Source organism: Prauserella flavalba (assembly GCF_003202235.1).
GTDB lineage: Bacteria > Actinomycetota > Actinomycetes > Mycobacteriales > Pseudonocardiaceae > Prauserella_A > Prauserella_A flavalba.
The window spans coordinates 1-14,790 of sequence record NZ_MASU01000028.1 but is presented as its reverse complement, the minus strand read 5'-3'; the positions used below and the strand labels follow the sequence as shown (position 1 = coordinate 14,790).

Genomic DNA, 14,790 nt, shown 5'->3' with positions numbered 1-14,790 from the left:
CGCTCGACGTGGTGAACGAGAGCAGGACCGCCGCACGCGGTAATCGTGCGCCCGGGGCCGGAGGCCCGACAGGAATGCAGCTGTCGGGCTAACGGAGGAGGCGCACGGATGGCCGGCACCGCATTGACCGTGCGCCTGCGCATCGACGGTGTGCGCGACACCCTGCAGGCGCTGCAGGCCCTGCCGAAGGACGCGAACGAGGAGCTGCGCGAGCGGTCGATGAAGCTGGCCACGGTGCTGGCCGAGCAGGCCCGCGCCGACGGCATGGCCGACGCTGCGCCGCAGTCCAAGCTCGTGGCCACCACGGTCAAGGCGCGCCGAGACCGGGTGCCGGTGGTCGAGGCGGGCGGCACCCGACGCCTCGGCCGGCACAAGACCCCGGCCTACGGGCTGCTGTTCGCGTCAGTGTTCGGCATGAACCGCCGCTCCGGCTGGTACGCAGCACCCCGCTACCGCGGCGCGCGGGGTCGCCAGTACCGGCCGCACCGCGGCCAGGACGCGTACTGGTTCTTCCCGGTCATCGAGTCGCAACAAGCCCGGATCGCGCGGGAGTGGAACGAGGCCGCCTCGGAGATCGCGCGCAAGTTCGGCCGGGGCGGGTGATCCACTGTGGCCGATAGCCAGCGCACGATCCGGATCCGGTTCGACGGCACCGCGCAGCGCCTGCGCGCCGCGGCGAACCGGGTGCGGGAAGAGTTGCGCGCCTCGACGAGCAACGTCACCCAGTACAACAGGGCAGTCGAAGCCGCTGCGGCGCGTGTCCGCAAGGCCTACGACGCCGAGGCCGACGCCACCGAGAAGCTCAAGATCGCGCAGGCGCGGCTGCAAGAGGTGCGCTCGGCGGCGGTGGTGAAGGCGTCGGCGTTGGCCGCCGCGGAGGCCAATGTCGCCAAGGCCACGCGCGCGGTCGCCGCGGCGCAGGCCAGCGGGCGCGAGGCCGCGCAAGCCTACGGCGAGGCGCAGCGCGAGGCCGCGCGCGCGATGGACGAGGCGCGCCGCTCGTCGTTGCGCGCCCGGCTGGGCATCGACCGGATCGGCAACGTCCTGGAGCGCGCCCGCGGTTTTGTGCTCCGCTTCTCGAGCTCGTTTCTGAAGCTCGCGCTAGCTGGCGCCTCGCTCAACACGTTGATCGGGCTCGTCGGCGGCCTGGCCGGTGTGATCGCCTCGGCGTCGGGGGCGCTCGGGCTGCTGCCCGGGATCGCCGCGGCCGCAGTCGCGGGCATCGCTGCGGTCAAGCTGGGCGCCGAGGGTATCCAGCGCCAGTTCGAGCGGCTGAACCCGACGCTGGACAAGCTACGCGCGCGGGTGTCACGGACCTTCTACCACGCGATGGAACCCGCCGTTGAGAGCTTGATGGCGTTGCTGCCGAAGCTCGGTGACGGGCTCGACGACGTGGCGATCGCGGTGTCGCGCACGGCGGCCCGGTTCACCGGGATGCTGGAGGAGGCCCGCAACACCAAGACCCTGAACCAGATCTTGGGTGGCTCGGCGCGGATCATCACCAACCTCGGCCGCGCGCTCGCCCCGATCGGCGAAGCCCTTTTGGACATTGCCGCCGTCGGTGGCGATGTGTTCGCCGACCTCACCGAGGGCGCCGGAGACGCTGCGGAGCGGTTCGCAGACTTCATCGAGCAGGCCCGGGAGTCCGGTCGGCTGCGGGAGTGGATGCAGGAGGGCATCGACACCGTCCGCGAGGTCGGCGCCGTGTTCGGCGACCTGTGGGACATCGTCACCGCCGTGTTCTCCGCCCTGGAGGAGGGCGGCGCGGGTCTCGGCGGCACCCTCGGCCCGGCGATCGCGACGGTGAAGGAGTTCGTCGAGTCTGCCGAGGGGCAGGAGGTGTTCCGCACGCTCGGCGCGATCCTCGAGGACCTGTCGCGGATCGTGGTGTCGCTGCTGGAACCGGCGTTGAAGCTGCTCGCGCCGATCATCGGGCCGCTCGGCCGGGTCGTGGACGCGCTGGCGAACTTCGTCGAGCAGGATCTCGCCCCCGCCCTGGAGGATCTCGCGGCGATCATTGGCCCGCTGGTGGGCTGGCTGCTGGACATGATGGCCGCCGCCGACGGGCTCGGCGTCAAGGTCCTGTTCGCCGCCGCGGCGCTCGGCGCGCTGGTCAAGGCCGCGGGCAAACTCAAGGGCGTCGGCAAGGTGATCGCGGGCGCGCTGGCGTGGAAGGGCTCGAAGCGCGACGGGCAGCGCGACGGCCGCAACTACGTCAACGGGGCCGCCGACGGCGCACAGAAAGCCAGCAAGGACAAGGGCTCGAAGGCCGGGAAGTTCTTCGGCACGGCGATGCGGACCGCCAGCCGCGCCCTACTCGTGACCTGGGGCCTGGACCTCGCCGACACCCTGTTCCCCGACTCGGTGACCGACGCGGTCACCGGCAAGGCGATGGGCCTCGGCGAGGCCACCGAGCTCGGGTTCTCCCGCGCGTTCGACTTCGTCACCCGGCAAGGACTGTGGAAGCCGGTCATCGACGGCACCGCGATGGCCGTCGGCGAGTACGAAGCCGGCTGGGCGAAGATGGCCAACACCGCCCGCATGTTCGGCATCGACCTTTCCACCATCGTCGCCTTCTCGGGCCAGACCGCGCGGGAGGCGTGGAACACCTCTGCCGGTCAGATCGTCGGCGACACCACGACCACGTGGTCGCGGGTCGCGAGCGAGGTACAGGCGAAGGGATTCTGGGCATCGCTGGCAGCGAAGAACGCGGCCACCGACGCCAAGAACGGTTGGTGGTCGCAGATGGCGGCCACCTCGTCGAGCAACGCGACGATCTGGGACAAAATCGCCCGCGACGCCAGCGCCAAGTCCCGCGCCGCCGCGGCGAGCGCGAAGTCGCAGAGCAACGGCCTGCGCGGCGGCTGGGTGAACAACCTCAACGCCGCCGCGACCGGGAACAACAACGCGTGGGCGCGGATGGTCGCCGCGACGCAGCGGCAGGGCGACCTCAACCGCAAGACGGCGCAGAACGCGGCCCGGCAGGTGCGGGGCGCGTTCTCGGGGTTGTCGCTGCACTCCGAGGGTTCGGCGATCATGCAGAGCCTCGGTGCCGGCATGGACTCGCGCGTGGGTTCGCTGATCGCGAAGGCGCAGGACATCGCCCGCAAGATCAAGGCGAACAAGGGCCCGATCGAGAAGGACCGCAAGCTGCTGGTGCCCGAGGGCATCGCGATCATGCAGGGCCTACAGGCCGGGATGGACGCCGGGCTGACCGGTGTGCTGCGCACCGCGGCCGAGGTCGCCCCGGCCATCGCCGCGCGCCTCGGCGGCGCCGGTGTCGTGACCCGCAACTACTTGACCGCCGAGGCGCTGCCCGTGTCGGGCGGGCGCGAGCAGGCCACACCCGGCAACGAGGGTGCCGCGGAGCCGGTGACCGAGGTGCGGGTGTTCATCGGCGACCGCGAGCTGACTGACATCGTCCGCACCGAGGTCACCTCCCGCGACCGGACGACCCGGCGCCTGCTGAGTCAAGGAGTGGGGGCCGCGCGATGACGCTCACCGCCGTCTACGCCGACGACCTGTCCCGCGTGCGCCTGTCCATCACCGGCGCACCCGCAGCGGCCGACTACGCACGCATCGAACGCTCCACCGACCAGATCACCTGGACCACCGTGCGCGGCGGCGACACCGTAGCCCTCGACGCCGGTGCGGCCCGGCTGGACGACTACGAATTCACCCCGGGCATGCCGAACCACTACCGCGCCTCCTACGTGGACGCGGCCCTTATCTCCTACATTGGCGCGGGCACGGCCGCGGTAAACAACAACGCGCCGGTGACCCCGGCGCTGCCCGCCGGGCTCGTCGACGGCGACGTGATGCTGATCTGGACGGCGATCCGCAACACCGAAGCCACCGTCGACACCCCCGCCGGGTGGAGCAAGCTCGTCGACGCCGGCAACGCCGCGCTCCTCGGCCGCCGCTACACCCCCGGCGACACCGCGCCGACGGTGACCTTCACCGGCGGCGTGGCTGGCGCCGACACCCTCGCCCAGTGCAGCGCGTTCCGCAACGCCGAGCTCGTCCCCGCGGCCGCCAACACCGTGCTCAACGCCGCCGAGCAGGACATCCCGTACCCGCCGCTGACCGTGCCCGGCGACAACCACCTCGTGCTCATCTGCGGCTGGAAACAAGACGAGTGGGCAGGCGTCGGCATGCCGGTCACCGAGATCGGCGAACCGTCCAGCGTCACCGGCGACGACGCCGGGATCTGCTGGTGCTACCTCATCGAGACCGACCGCATCGACGTCGTGTCCAGCTTCTTCGACATCACCGGCGGCGCCCCGGCGATCTCCCGCGCCGTCACCGCCGCGTTCCGCCCCGCCGACCTGCTCAGCAGCGAACAGACCACAGTCACCCCAGCCATGACCCGAGTGTGGATCAAGAACCTTCAGCGGCCCTACCTCAACCGGGCCGTGACCCCCACCGACTTCAGCGACATCACCCGCCCGGCCCGCGCCGGGGTGTTCGACGTCGTGTCCCGCTCGCTGCCGGTCGCGGTGACCGACCTGCGCGGCTCCCGCCGCTACACCCTCACCATCACCGCCGCCAACCTCGACATCGCCGAGGAGCTCGAATACTGCTTCGCCACCGGCGAACCGGTGCTCGTGCACGTCCCCGCCGGATGCCCGTTCCCCGGCATGTACGCCGTGATCGGCGACCTGCGCATCGAGAAGCACAGCAAGCGCACCCGGCGCCGGTTCTTCGACCTACCGCTGACCGAGGTCGCCGCCCCACCCGCCACGATCGTCGGCGAAACCGTGCTGTGGGCCGACATCGTGGCCGCGTTCCCCACGTGGGCTGACCTGGTCGCCGAGGAGCCCACCTGGTCCGACGTGCTCGACCGCATCGCCGACCCCACGGACGTGATCGTGCCATGAGACCCGTCACCGACCGGTTCCTGACCACCATCCGCGGCTCGCACGCCATGTGCGCGCGAGTAAGGGTGTGCGCGCCCGGCCAGACCGGCGTGAACCCCAACGGGATCGAGATCCCCATCATCACCGGCGACGTGCGGCTCGACGCGACCGCCGAAATCCGCGGCTCGGTCGAGATGACCACCGAGTACGAGTGGCCGGCCGACGCCACCGGGCTGCTCACCCCGTACGGCAACGAGCTGTTCGTCGAGCGCGGCATCGTCTACGGCGACGGCGTGCGCGAGTGGGTGTCGCAGGGGTACTACCGGCTGGAGACGCCAAGCCAGGAGGAGGCGCCCGACGGGGTGATCCGACTGACCGCGCGGGACCGGATGGCCGGCATCGTCGACGCGCGGCCGCTCGCCCCGCAGGAGTTCGGCCCCGGCACCAGCGTGGCGGCGATCTTCGACCACCTCGTCGGCGAGGTCTACCCCGGTGCGGTGGTGCTGTTCGACTTTGACGCCGCCACCACCACGTTCCCCGGCTCTCATATCCTCGAGGATTCGCGTTACGGCTTCCTCAAGGACATCGCCGACAGCCTCGGCAAGATCATGTACTGGGACTACGCCGGGCGCCTGCGGGTCGAGACCGCGCCGAACCCGGCTCAGCCGGTGTTCGCGGTCAACCACGGGCGTGGCGGCGTGGTCGCCAAGCTGTCCCGCGAGCTCAGCCGCGAGGGCGTCTACAACGCCGTGGTCGCCACCGGCGAGCAGGCCGGGGAGAACCCGCCGGTGCGCGGGGTCGCGTTCGACCTCAACCCCGACTCGCCGACCTACTGGCACGGCCCGTTCGGCAAGGTGCCCCGCTTCTACAGCTCCACGTTCCTCACCACCGACGCCCAGTGCCAGGCCGCCGCCAACGCGATGCTCATGCGCGCCATCGGCCTGCCCTACTCCGTGGACTTCTCGATGGTGCCCAACGTCGCGCTCGAACCGCTCGACCCCATCGCCGTGTCCTACTCGGACCGCACCGCACCGGAGACGCACGTCATCGAGACGCTGACGATCCCGCTCGACGCCGAGGCCGTGATGACCGGCACCACCCGCGAGAAGGTCGGAGGTGACGACGATGCGCTCGGATGACATCGCCGCCCTGCTGGTCGCTGGAATGCAGCAGCAGGTCACCGGCGCCACGCTCCTCGGCTGGCATACCGGCGTGGTGCTCTCCTGGGACGACCTCACCGGGCTCAACACCGTCGAGATCAAGGGCCAGGCGTTCACCAACCTCAAGGTCCTCACCACCGGTGCCGTGCAGCCGTTCCAGGACGGCGACGTGGTCGGCGTGCTACGGGTCGGCACGCAGTACTTCATCCTCGGCAAGATCCGCGCACCCGGCGCCGGAGCCGGTGAACGCATCGTCTCTGACCGCGTTGCGCAGCTGGCGGCCGTGCCCAACACCAACATCTACGGCGACTTGCCCGGGTCCTACGGGCCGGAGGTGACCGTCTACATCGGGTCGCAGCGGCGTGCGCTCGTGATCCACTCGTGCGAGATCGAAATCGCCAACATCCCGGTGCTTGACGAGTCAGGCCAAGTCCACCAAGGCGTGCAGATCACCGGCGCCACGAACGTACCCCCCGCGTCGGCCGTGACCAATGCCTACCTCAAAGGCCCGGCGGGGGTGGGGGGTTCGGCCACCGCGACCACGTTCGTCACGGCCGACAACGGACTCAGGCAGGGCGTGAACACCTTCACCTGCAAATACCGGGGCACGGCCGAGGGCAACCAAAGCCTGCATGTCAACAACCGCGTGCTCACCGTGATCCCGTTCTAGGAGGGACGATGCCCAGCACCAACATCTACGGCCTGCCCTACCCGGCGCTGTCCGACGCGCCGAACGGGCCGGATCAGATGCAGGCACTCGCCGACGCCGTCGAGACCGCGCTGTCCACGGTGGACGCCGCGCTGCGCGACGACCTGGCCGGGGTCGCTGGCGGCGCGGACGGTTCCCACGTCTGGTCCGGCAGCCGCACGGTCGGCGACACCGCCGGGAACTACTTCAACATCACCAACCTCTCCGCGGTCCGCAGCGCGGGCATCGCCACCCTCACCGGTGGCACGACGATCACCCTCAATCGGGCCGGGAAGTGGGCGCTCACCGTGGTGTGCGGAGTGAACGCACCCTCCGCCGGGGTGGAGAAGTGCCAGATCGCCTGGCCCGGCGGCCCGTTCGTCGGCGGCTCGCTCGCCTCGGCCGTCCCGTCCGGCGGCGGTTTCGGCGGCGCCGGCGTGGTCTCGTTTGGTCCGGTGTGGACCGGCTGGGTCACCGCCACGCAGGCCGCCGCCGGGTTCACCGTGCAGGTCGGCCGCGACTCCGCCGGCGGCGACCAGGCCGCGCATCCGACCGTCGTCTACGCCGAGTACCTCGGCGCCGGATACGTGGCCTGAGCGGAGAACCCATGCCCTACACCCCGATCTGGACCCTGCCCTACCCGGCGCTGTCCGACGCCCCCAACGGGCCCGCGCAGCTGCAGCAGCTCGCCGAAGCGACCGAAACCGCGCTCGACACCCTCGCTGAGCAGATCCCCGAACCGGACCCGCCGGACCCGAACTGTCTGCTCGTGCACACCGGCACCGTGAGCAACGTCCCGAACGAAACGAACTTCGTGGTGCCCACCTGGACGGCAGCCGAGCGCAACGGCTCGTGGGACGGCTTCCCGATGTGGACCACCGGCAGCGCCATCATCACTATCCGGCGCAGCGGCCTCTACCGCGTCGGAGCCAAGCTCGCGTTCTCCAACGACTCCGACGGCGACGAGCGCGACCTCTACGTGCTCAAGAACGCCATCGCGCCCTCGGCCGCCGCGTCCGTCGCGTTCGACTCCAACACCCCGGGCAACCAGACCGGCGGTGGCACCCCCGTGGACTGCGAAGCCCCCGCCGTGCTGCAAGACGGCGACCAGCTACGCGCCGTGGTCTGGCACAACGCGGGCAACGCGCTCACCTTGCTCGGCAACACCTTCTCCGGCTACATGCGCTTCTGGGCGCTGTGGGCGGGCGACTAGAACGGAGAACCCTCGTGTCCCCCGAAGCCATCACCGCGATCTTCAGCGGCCTGGTCGCACTGCTCGGCGGGTGGAACGCCCGCCAGGGCCAGCGAATCAAAGCACTGGAGGAGAAGGTCGGCGCGCTCACGTCCTGGAAGGACACCGCGCGCGACTACATCGGCACCCTGCTGTTCGTCATGCGCACCCACGGCATCACGCCGCCGGAACCGCCGGCCTCCCTCGGCCTGACCGTCCCCAGAACGCCCAACCAGACCGAGGAGCACTGACATGGCCGAGCAGTGGTGGGCCGATTACTCCGACGGCACCGTCCCGGCCGCGGTACTGAAGCAGCACGGCTACGTCGGCGTGATCCGCTACGTCACCGCACCGAACCTGATGAACCCGCCCAACCGGCTGCAGAAGCACACCACCAAGGCCGAGTTCGACGAGCACCGCCGCGCCGGGCTCAAGCAGCTGCTCGTCTACCAGGGCGACACCACCGACGCCGACTCCGGGTTCGACGGGGGCGTGCGCAACGCCCAGCGCGCGCACGTCGGGTGCGAGTACCTCGGCTACGACGGGCTGGTGTTCTTCACCAACGACCGCACCACCGTGCCCCACCCGCGCGCGTGGCAGGCCTACCTCGACGGCGCCGCCTCCGTGCTGGGGCTCGACCGCGTCGGCGCCTACGGGTTCGGCAACGCGATGGACCTCGCCATCGGCCATGCCTCCGCGTTCTGGCAGGCCGGGCGCCGCCGCGACGTGCGCGAGCACGTCAACTTCTGGCAGGACAACAACCAGCAGCCGATCGTCCGGGTCGGCACCCGCTCCGTCACCACCGACCGCAACCTCGTCCTCAAACCACTAGGAGACAACGACATGCCCCTCAACGACGCCGACCTGGACAACATCTACCGCACCGTCTGGTACGGCCGTCCCGGCGAGAAGCTCATCGACAACCGGCGCCCCGGCATGCCCGGCGCCTGGCCCGAGACCTTCCTCGGCTCGCTGGAAGACAGGATCATCCGCCAGACCCTCGTGCCGCTGCGCGAGCAGGTCAACCAGCTCACCACCCTCGTCGCCAAGCAGGGCAACGTCACCGCCGCCGACATCGCCAAGGCACTGCAGGCTGGGCTCGTGGCCGAGGTGCTGCCGGTGCTGACCGAGGTCGTCGGCGACGCGCTCGGCGCGGACAACGCCGAGCAGGCCGCGGAGATCAGCGAGAAGGTCCTCGACGGGCTCGCCGAGCGGCTCGCCGCAACACCCGCTTCGGCCGAATAGGCTCACGCCACAAAAGGATGGGGAGGAGCGCCGATGCCATCAACACTGACCGGGCTACTGCTGTTCGTGGCCTTGCTGCTGCCCGGGACGGTGTACGTCGCAACGGTTCAGCGTGAGCGGCCGGACTATCGTCCGTCGCCGCTCCGTGAGGTGGCGTCGATCGGGCTCGCGAGCGTCGTTGCGGAACTGGTCACGTTAGGGCTGTTCGTCATCGTCGATCACGCGTGGCCGGCTGTGACGCCGAACGTCAGCCAGCTCATCAGACAACCGGGCGACTACATCGCTGAGCACTATGTCGAGGTCTTCGCCTGGGCGGTCGGCCTGCTCGCGGCGGCCGGGCTCCTCGCAGGTGGCGCTGCCCTGGTCGTGCGGCGTCTGCCCGCGCACCGGTCGCTCCTATCCTCCTGGTGGACCCTCTTCAACGACTGGCACCCGAAGACAACGCGGACGGTGCAGTGCGAACTCGAAGACGGCTCCTATATCGAGGGGACGCTCGCTGACTGGAACGCCCAGGCCGAAGACTCGCCTGATCGAGATCTGATCCTGGTCGGCCCGATCAGGTATCGCCCGGCGGGGGCCTCCACCTACTACGTGCACCCGGTCAGCACCGTCTGTGTAGCCGCTCGCAACATTCGCTTGATGTTCGTCGCATACAGCGACGGGCCTATTCCGACCCGCCCGAGTTCTGCGGCGACGGCGGCGGAGGAGGCGGGGGAGGTGCCACCTTCTGCGGCTCCGCCGGCGTCCGCTGGCGCCCCCGGTTGAACTTCTCGGACTGCGAATCCGATCTATCGAACCTCGCGCCGCGGGTATGCTCGGCCATGTCGATCTCCTATCCAGATCGGCCACGCCCCGGAGTCGTTGCCGCGACTGCCGGGGCCTTTCGCGCATCAAGTTACCCGAGCGGCTCGCCAGAAAAGACTTGTTGGTGCCCCGGCCGTGCTGAGGGGCGCCGCCGGGGGCCGAGGGACCGGCCGTCGGGACCGGCCGGTCACGCGCGACGCCATCGGCCACCGCGCCCGGCGGGTCCGGCTCGGTTGAACCCCCGAAAGGCGGACCGCCGACGTACTGACCCGTAGGGGCCGAACGGCCCTAGCCGTCACGGTGGCGGTCGCGCAAGCTCGGAACAAGGCGCGGCAGCGGCGGAGGGGTCTTGACCGTGAGCTGGCGCGTTCCTCCGGTTGCGCGGGGTCGCACCGAAGGCCGAGCTGCGCGGCTGTGCATGGGGACGACACTCAGCCGCGCAGCCCCGGGCTCCTGGGTGGGGCTCGGGACACGGGATTCGGGGGCGTGTCCCGAGCCGAGATGCCGTTCCCTCGAACGGCGAGCTCACATTCCCGAATCGGGCTCCGGTAGTTCGTCGAGTATCGCCTCCGGCGGCGGCCAGTGCTGCGGCTTGATCGCCATTAGCGTGTCGACCGCCGTGTCCTCGTCGCCGTCCTGCGCCGCGACGTACAGCTCAAGCCACTGATCACGGCTGATCAGCGCGTACTCGGTGCCGTCCGGTCCGAACGCCCAGCTCATGACGGCACCGGCAGGGCGAGCAGCCCGTCGACGACCTCGACCAGGCCGCCGTCCTTCTCCCACAGCACGCGACCGGCGCCGTTCCATCGAACCGCGGCTGCCTCGGTGGTGGCACGGATGCGGACGCCGTCCACGTGACCGTCCGGCCACGCGTACATGCCGTTGATCTGCCGCAACTCGCCCGCGTCCGTGAACCGGTGCACAAACGTCCAGCCCGCCTCCCGCAGGTCGATCAGGCGCTGCAGCTGGGGGTACGCCTGCACCGCCTCCGTGTCGACGTGCGCCGTGTGCTGTCCCACGGTCTGCCATTCCCCACTACCCACATGGGCAGTTTCGGCACGCGCCACCGGGCGAAACAGTGCGCCTACCACGGTATTCAGTGGGTCCAGTCTGCGGTTCTAGGCCTCCCGCGCATAGAAGCCGGGCGGCTGGGTGCGGAACGGTAGCCTCGGGCGCGTGGATCTGCTTCCGTTCGACGAGTACGTGCGCTCCCTACACCGCAAACGGATGTCCGCTGGCGTGCTGTTCCGCGACGCGGCCGACCGTGTGCTGCTCGTCGAGCCCTCGTACAAGCCGCACTGGGACATCCCCGGCGGCGCGGTCGACGCCGAGGAGGCTCCGTGGACGACCGCTGTCCGTGAGGTCCGCGAGGAGGTTGGCATCGACCGTCCGCTTGGCCGCTTGCTGGTGGTCGACCACGCCTCGGCCGACGACCGAATGCCGGAGGGCTTGGCGTTCGTGTTCGATGGCGGCTACATCACCGCCGATCAGGTGTCGCGGCTGGCGCTCACGGATCCGGAGATCGTGTCCGCTGGTCTGTACACCCTCGACGAGGCCGCGGCCCGGGTGAAACCATCTCTCGCTGCGCGCCTGTGCGTGGCCGTCGAGGCCGCAGCGAGAGGTGAGCTAGCGCTGTGCGAGGACGGCAAGCGCGTAGCGGGTTAGGCTGGTCACCCTGCGTATCCCCGATGGGAGGCGACATGACGGCCGGCAGCCCGATCTCGGAGAACCTCGCCCGATTCCGCAAGGCCCGCGACCTGTCGCAGGAGCAGCTCGCGGCCGCCGCATCGGTCGGCGTGGACACTGTCGCCCGCATCGAGCAGGGCAAACGCTCCACCTGTCGCCCGGCCACCCTGCAGCGGCTCGCCGACGCGCTCGGCGTTTCGGTCGAGAACCTGCTCGGCCACGTCACACCAGCATCGCCCGGCCGCCTCGACGTGGCCGCGCTACGGCACGCGGTCACTGCGGGCGAGCACATTCCCGGCCTGGACGACTTCGCCGAGCCCGACGAGCTCATCGGGCTCGACCAACTGGTCGCGGCGGCACACGCCGCCTGGCGCGCGTACGTCGACGGCAGGCACGGGGTGCTGCTGGATGCCCTCCCGGCCGTGCTGACCGACGCTCGACGTCTCGCCCGGACCGCACCCGCCGACGAGAAGGCCGGCGCGCACCGCGTGCTGTCCACCGCCTACCGCCTCGGCGCTGGCCTGGCGGGTCGGTTGGGGCTCGACGACCTCGCCTGGACTTCGGCCGAGCGCGCCCTGACCGCCGCCCGTGAGTCGGACGCGCCGGACATCGAGACCGCGATCTCGCTGCGGTACCTGGCGTGGACGCTGGTTCGGCAGGGCAGGCTCGACGACGCCGAGCGCGTCGCCGTGACCGCAGCCGAACGCATCCAACCTGGCATGCTCGACCGCGACCCGGAACGGGCCGGCGTGTTCGGCAACCTGCTGTTCAACGCCGCCACCGCGGCACTGTCGGCGGGTAGCACCGGACGCGCCGACGACCTGCTCGCCGAGGCGCAGGCCGCCGCGGTTCGAGCCCGCCGGGACAGCGCTAGCGAGGCCGCGATCTTCGGACCCCGCGTGGCCGCGCTGCAGCGCATCGACCACGCCGCGCGCGCCGGCGACGCCGAAGAGGCCCTACGCCTGGCCGCCGAGATGCCAGCTGCCCGCGGGGACGTGCCAGCGTTCTGGGAGGCCGGCCACCGACTGCGGCTCGCGGCCGCCTCGGTCGAGCTACGCCGCGACCGCGACGCGCTGGCCTACCTCGCCGAGGCTCGCGACCTGGCACCGGACTGGGTCCGGTACCAGCCGCTCGGCGAGGCCACCATGCGCCGTCTACTCGACCGCGCCCCTCGCCGGCGCGGCGCTGACTTCGCCGCGCTGGCTGCCCACTACGGCGTGGTGTCCTCGCACCCCCGCTAGATTGCGTGGCCCCAGACGGTGAGGGCGTAGGCGCTGAACCACGCGCCGCCGAGGACCCACATCGCCGTCGCGCCGAGCATGGTGCTCGTGCGTCGGCTGGCGAGCCCGGTCGCGACCGGGATGAGCAGGACGATCACGCCGACGAGCATGAACCGCGGCTTGGCGAACGGGATGCCCGACGAGCCGAGCGTGAGCACCACGATGCCGACGCCGTACGCGGCCAGCGGCCACGGCACCCGGCGCACGAGCAGCACGGCGAGCAGGACCGCGCCGAGCACCACCGCCACCCCGGCTGTCTCCATCACGTGCCGCTCGGTGAACAGCGTGCGGGTGATCCAGTCCAGCGCCTCCGCGCCGTAGTCCCACGCCACCCGCCAGCCGCGCGCCTCGATCTCCTGCCAGGTGTATCCCGTGCTCGCCACGACCCACGCCCAGAAGCCGAGCAGGCCGAGCGGCGCGAGCGCCACCGCGGCCACCGGGCGCCACCCGGCCCGGTCCCGCCACATCGCCAACAGGCCGGCCACCACGACGACGACGATCAGCACCACCGCGGAGGAGCGGGTGAGCCCGGCCAGCAGCGTGCACACCCCGGCGAGCACCCACCGGCGATCGAGCACGCCGACGAGGGCCCACGCGGCGAGCGCGGTGGCCGCGGCCTCGGTGTAGACCATCGACAGCACGCCGGCCATCGGCGCCCCGGCCCAGAGCACGACAAGCAGCTGCCCGACGCGCGGACGTGGGTCGACGTGCTGGGCCAGGCGCAGCAGCGCGGGCACCGCGGCGGCCCCGGCGAGCGTCGAGACGACGAGGCCGGCGACGGGTAGCGGGATGCCGAGCGCGGCCACGATCGACATCGCCGCCGGGTACAGCGGGAAGAACGCGTACGGGGCGGCCGAGTACGGCTGGCCGTCGGCGTCGACGGTGGTGGCCCCGTGCGTCTGGTAACCGTGCTCGGCGAGCGCGAGGTACCACTGCCCGTCCCAAGCGGTGAGCCGGTCGAGCAGGTCGTCACCGGCCGCCGTGGACATGACCGCGAGCACGGCCACGCCCACGGCCCGCACGAGCAGGTAGAGCCCGACGCCGCGGACCCACGGTGGCGTGCGGTCGACGACACGGGCAGGCTGCGCGATCACGGTTGCGGTCGCCATCGTCAGAAACCGCCTTCGTAGTAGCGGTCCTGCTCGGCCTGCTCACGGCGGCGCTGCCGCTCCGCGATCTTCCGGGCCTGCTCCTCGGTCGGCTCGTCGAGCGCTCGCCCGAACAGCCGCGGCACGAGGTAGATGGCGAGCATGACGAGCCTGTCGGCAGCGCGCTGGAGCGCGCGTCGGACCGGCCTCACCGGACCGGCCCGTACTTCTCGTCGAGCGCAGCCATGAACGCGTCATCGCGTCGGCGGATCTCAGTGACGAGCTGACTGCGGAGCCGGTGCAGCTTCGCCAGCATCGCGTCGATCGTGCCGACGGCGTCGCCCGCTGCCGCGCGCTCGAGGGGCTGACCTTTGGTCGGGTCGTCGTCGCGACGCGACCATGTCGCGACCTGGATGCCGAGGTCCTCGACCAACTCGCGCAGGGCGCTGAGGTCGATTTGCTGCGTGCGCGCGCTCATCGGCCACCGCCGAGGGCCCGCTCGATGTCGGCGGTGGTGCGCCGCTGCGCGAGCTCGTCGACGGGCTGCGGGTAGAACGTGAGGTAGTCAAGAGCGTGATCGAGCGCACGCAACCGTCTCCACACGGTCGCCCGGCGGGTGATTCGCGTCATATGCTGTACCTGCTTCCACAGTGGAATGATCTTGGCGGGCTACAGCAAGAGATGTCGCGCTTGCGCTTGACCTCTTGCAGCGTTTCCGCAGGTACGCACACCGCTAAGTGGCTAGAATC

The 14,790-nt window shown here is 70.8% G+C and carries 18 protein-coding genes; 12 read left to right on the top strand and 6 right to left on the bottom strand.

The genetic code is table 11. From position 1 onward, the window contains the following. Positions 1 to 108 precede the first annotated feature (108 nt). Genes BA062_RS38330 through BA062_RS38285 form a run of 10 tightly spaced genes read left to right on the top strand, consistent with a single transcriptional unit; the run spans position 109 to position 9,948 of the window. A complete protein-coding gene (locus BA062_RS38330; protein ID WP_110344022.1) occupies positions 109 to 603 on the top strand; it encodes a hypothetical protein in 495 nt (164 codons plus the stop codon). Between the two features lie 6 nt (positions 604 to 609). Next, positions 610 to 3,495, top strand: a complete 2,886-nt coding sequence (locus BA062_RS38325) for a hypothetical protein (protein ID WP_110344021.1) — start codon at positions 610 to 612, stop codon at positions 3,493 to 3,495. Next, entirely contained in the window at positions 3,492 to 4,880 is a 1,389-nt protein-coding gene (locus BA062_RS38320; RefSeq protein ID WP_110344020.1) for a hypothetical protein, read from the top strand. Before BA062_RS38325 ends, BA062_RS38320 begins: the two co-directional genes overlap by 4 nt. Then, on the top strand, positions 4,877 to 5,998 hold the full coding sequence (locus BA062_RS38315) for a DUF5047 domain-containing protein (RefSeq protein ID WP_110344019.1): 1,122 nt from the start codon (positions 4,877 to 4,879) through the stop codon (positions 5,996 to 5,998). The genes BA062_RS38320 and BA062_RS38315 overlap by 4 nt, the downstream gene beginning before the upstream one ends. Next, complete coding sequence (locus BA062_RS38310; RefSeq protein WP_110344018.1) at positions 5,985 to 6,689, top strand: hypothetical protein; 705 nt, start codon at positions 5,985 to 5,987, stop codon at positions 6,687 to 6,689. Before BA062_RS38315 ends, BA062_RS38310 begins: the two co-directional genes overlap by 14 nt. Positions 6,690 to 6,697: 8 nt before the next feature. Further along, the gene (locus tag BA062_RS38305; RefSeq protein ID WP_110344017.1) at positions 6,698 to 7,303 is read left to right on the top strand and encodes a hypothetical protein; all 606 of its coding nucleotides are present in this window, start codon (positions 6,698 to 6,700) and stop codon (positions 7,301 to 7,303) included. 11 nt (positions 7,304 to 7,314) lie between these two features. Further along, the gene (locus tag BA062_RS38300) at positions 7,315 to 7,920 is read left to right on the top strand and encodes a hypothetical protein (RefSeq protein WP_110344016.1); all 606 of its coding nucleotides are present in this window, start codon (positions 7,315 to 7,317) and stop codon (positions 7,918 to 7,920) included. A 14-nt stretch (positions 7,921 to 7,934) separates the two neighbouring features. After that, on the top strand, positions 7,935 to 8,189 hold the full coding sequence (locus BA062_RS38295; protein ID WP_110344015.1) for a hypothetical protein: 255 nt from the start codon (positions 7,935 to 7,937) through the stop codon (positions 8,187 to 8,189). A 1-nt stretch (position 8,190) separates the two neighbouring features. After that, a complete protein-coding gene (locus BA062_RS38290; RefSeq protein ID WP_110344014.1) occupies positions 8,191 to 9,183 on the top strand; it encodes a glycoside hydrolase domain-containing protein in 993 nt (330 codons plus the stop codon). A 33-nt stretch (positions 9,184 to 9,216) separates the two neighbouring features. Next, positions 9,217 to 9,948: a DUF6338 family protein gene (locus BA062_RS38285; protein WP_110344013.1), complete on the top strand. Its 732-nt coding sequence runs from the start codon at positions 9,217 to 9,219 to the stop codon at positions 9,946 to 9,948. 564 nt (positions 9,949 to 10,512) lie between these two features. Here BA062_RS38285 and BA062_RS38280 read toward each other — a convergent pair. Then, positions 10,513 to 10,707, bottom strand: coding sequence for a hypothetical protein (locus BA062_RS38280; RefSeq protein ID WP_110344012.1), 195 nt, complete (start codon positions 10,705 to 10,707; stop codon positions 10,513 to 10,515). Continuing rightward, a complete protein-coding gene (locus BA062_RS38275; protein WP_110344011.1) occupies positions 10,704 to 11,006 on the bottom strand; it encodes a hypothetical protein in 303 nt (100 codons plus the stop codon). The genes BA062_RS38280 and BA062_RS38275 overlap by 4 nt, the downstream gene beginning before the upstream one ends. 157 nt (positions 11,007 to 11,163) lie before the next feature. On the opposite strand from BA062_RS38275, the gene BA062_RS38270 reads away from it, so the two are divergent. Both BA062_RS38270 and BA062_RS38265 read left to right on the top strand, forming a co-directional pair. After that, the gene (locus BA062_RS38270; RefSeq protein ID WP_110344010.1) at positions 11,164 to 11,652 is read left to right on the top strand and encodes an NUDIX domain-containing protein; all 489 of its coding nucleotides are present in this window, start codon (positions 11,164 to 11,166) and stop codon (positions 11,650 to 11,652) included. A 35-nt stretch (positions 11,653 to 11,687) separates the two neighbouring features. Beyond that, the gene (locus BA062_RS38265) at positions 11,688 to 12,914 is read left to right on the top strand and encodes a helix-turn-helix domain-containing protein (RefSeq protein WP_110344009.1); all 1,227 of its coding nucleotides are present in this window, start codon (positions 11,688 to 11,690) and stop codon (positions 12,912 to 12,914) included. On the opposite strand, the gene BA062_RS38260 is transcribed toward BA062_RS38265, so the two are convergent. Genes BA062_RS38260 through BA062_RS40105 form a run of 4 tightly spaced genes read right to left on the bottom strand, consistent with a single transcriptional unit; the run spans position 12,911 to position 14,671 of the window. Further along, complete coding sequence (locus BA062_RS38260; protein WP_110344008.1) at positions 12,911 to 14,062, bottom strand: hypothetical protein; 1,152 nt, start codon at positions 14,060 to 14,062, stop codon at positions 12,911 to 12,913. The two genes, BA062_RS38265 and BA062_RS38260, sit on opposite strands and share 4 nt — an antisense overlap. 2 nt (positions 14,063 to 14,064) lie before the next feature. Further along, the gene (locus tag BA062_RS40110) at positions 14,065 to 14,205 is read right to left on the bottom strand and encodes a hypothetical protein (RefSeq protein WP_168214209.1); all 141 of its coding nucleotides are present in this window, start codon (positions 14,203 to 14,205) and stop codon (positions 14,065 to 14,067) included. Positions 14,206 to 14,249: 44 nt separating this feature from the next. Beyond that, a complete protein-coding gene (locus BA062_RS38250; protein WP_110344006.1) occupies positions 14,250 to 14,519 on the bottom strand; it encodes a hypothetical protein in 270 nt (89 codons plus the stop codon). Then, the gene (locus BA062_RS40105; RefSeq protein WP_168214208.1) at positions 14,516 to 14,671 is read right to left on the bottom strand and encodes a hypothetical protein; all 156 of its coding nucleotides are present in this window, start codon (positions 14,669 to 14,671) and stop codon (positions 14,516 to 14,518) included. Before BA062_RS40105 ends, BA062_RS38250 begins: the two co-directional genes overlap by 4 nt. Positions 14,672 to 14,790: the final 119 nt, after the last annotated feature.

Bases quoted from the DNA above. Each gene is read 5' to 3' on its own strand.
- BA062_RS38330 (WP_110344022.1), top strand. From the start codon at position 109: ATGGCCGGCACCGCATTGACCGTGCGCCTGCGCATCGACGGTGTGCGC.
- BA062_RS38320 (WP_110344020.1), top strand. From the start codon at position 3,492: ATGACGCTCACCGCCGTCTACGCCGACGACCTGTCCCGCGTGCGCCTG.
- BA062_RS38315 (WP_110344019.1), top strand. From the start codon at position 4,877: ATGAGACCCGTCACCGACCGGTTCCTGACCACCATCCGCGGCTCGCAC.
- BA062_RS38310 (WP_110344018.1), top strand. From the start codon at position 5,985: ATGCGCTCGGATGACATCGCCGCCCTGCTGGTCGCTGGAATGCAGCAG.
- BA062_RS38305 (WP_110344017.1), top strand. From the start codon at position 6,698: ATGCCCAGCACCAACATCTACGGCCTGCCCTACCCGGCGCTGTCCGAC.
- BA062_RS38300 (WP_110344016.1), top strand. From the start codon at position 7,315: ATGCCCTACACCCCGATCTGGACCCTGCCCTACCCGGCGCTGTCCGAC.
- BA062_RS38290 (WP_110344014.1), top strand. From the start codon at position 8,191: ATGGCCGAGCAGTGGTGGGCCGATTACTCCGACGGCACCGTCCCGGCC.
- BA062_RS38285 (WP_110344013.1), top strand. From the start codon at position 9,217: ATGCCATCAACACTGACCGGGCTACTGCTGTTCGTGGCCTTGCTGCTG.
- BA062_RS38280 (WP_110344012.1), bottom strand. From the start codon at position 10,707: ATGAGCTGGGCGTTCGGACCGGACGGCACCGAGTACGCGCTGATCAGC.
- BA062_RS38265 (WP_110344009.1), top strand. From the start codon at position 11,688: ATGACGGCCGGCAGCCCGATCTCGGAGAACCTCGCCCGATTCCGCAAG.
- BA062_RS38260 (WP_110344008.1), bottom strand. From the start codon at position 14,062: ATGGCGACCGCAACCGTGATCGCGCAGCCTGCCCGTGTCGTCGACCGC.
- BA062_RS40110 (WP_168214209.1), bottom strand. From the start codon at position 14,205: ATGCTCGCCATCTACCTCGTGCCGCGGCTGTTCGGGCGAGCGCTCGAC.
- BA062_RS38250 (WP_110344006.1), bottom strand. From the start codon at position 14,519: ATGAGCGCGCGCACGCAGCAAATCGACCTCAGCGCCCTGCGCGAGTTG.
- BA062_RS40105 (WP_168214208.1), bottom strand. From the start codon at position 14,671: ATGACGCGAATCACCCGCCGGGCGACCGTGTGGAGACGGTTGCGTGCG.